The organism is Vibrio sp. 1402, from assembly GCF_033340275.1.
On sequence record NZ_JAWOWE010000503.1, the window covers coordinates 1 to 576 of the forward strand.

1 protein-coding gene is annotated in these 576 nt (G+C 49.5%); it reads left to right on the forward strand.

Annotated elements, in window-relative coordinates; translation table 11 throughout:
- Window positions 1-576 (forward strand): metallopeptidase TldD-related protein (locus R7044_RS26930; RefSeq protein WP_263857068.1); only part of this gene is annotated, 576 nt, incomplete at both ends.

The following is a 576-nucleotide window of genomic DNA, read 5'->3' on the forward strand; positions in this document are numbered from 1 at the left end:
ATGGAGTACCAGTTGCGACAGGTAACTCTCCAGCCATCTTCCACATCAATGCGCTAAGCAGCCTGTTTGGTGCCTTTGGCAGTGCGTTTTCTGGTGTGAGTGCGATGAAAGGCATTACGCCACTGGGTGACAAGCTTGGTCAAAGCGTAGCAAGTGAACTTCTCACCTTTACCGATGCGGCATACATGCCAAATGGTATGGCTATCGCAGGGTTTGATAGTGAAGGTTTTGCCACTCAAGACAATGTGTTGATCGCCAATGGCCAACTGAGAACGCTATTGCACAATAGCCAAACAGCGAGTTATTTAGGTGCAGTGTCGACGGCAAGTGCTGCTCGCGGTGCAAAATCGAGCTTAGACGTGTCAGCGAATCACAAGGTGATTGCGACAGGCAACAGCAGTGTGTCAGAAGTCAAAGCAGGTGAATACCTAGAATTAGTGGAACTGCAAGGGGTTCACTCTGGTGCAGATGCTGTCAGTGGTGATTTCTCATTTGGCGCGAGTGGTTTCTTGTGCCGTGATGGTCAACGTGTTCAACCTGTGCGCGGAATTACAGTTGCAGGTAACTGCTATAAGA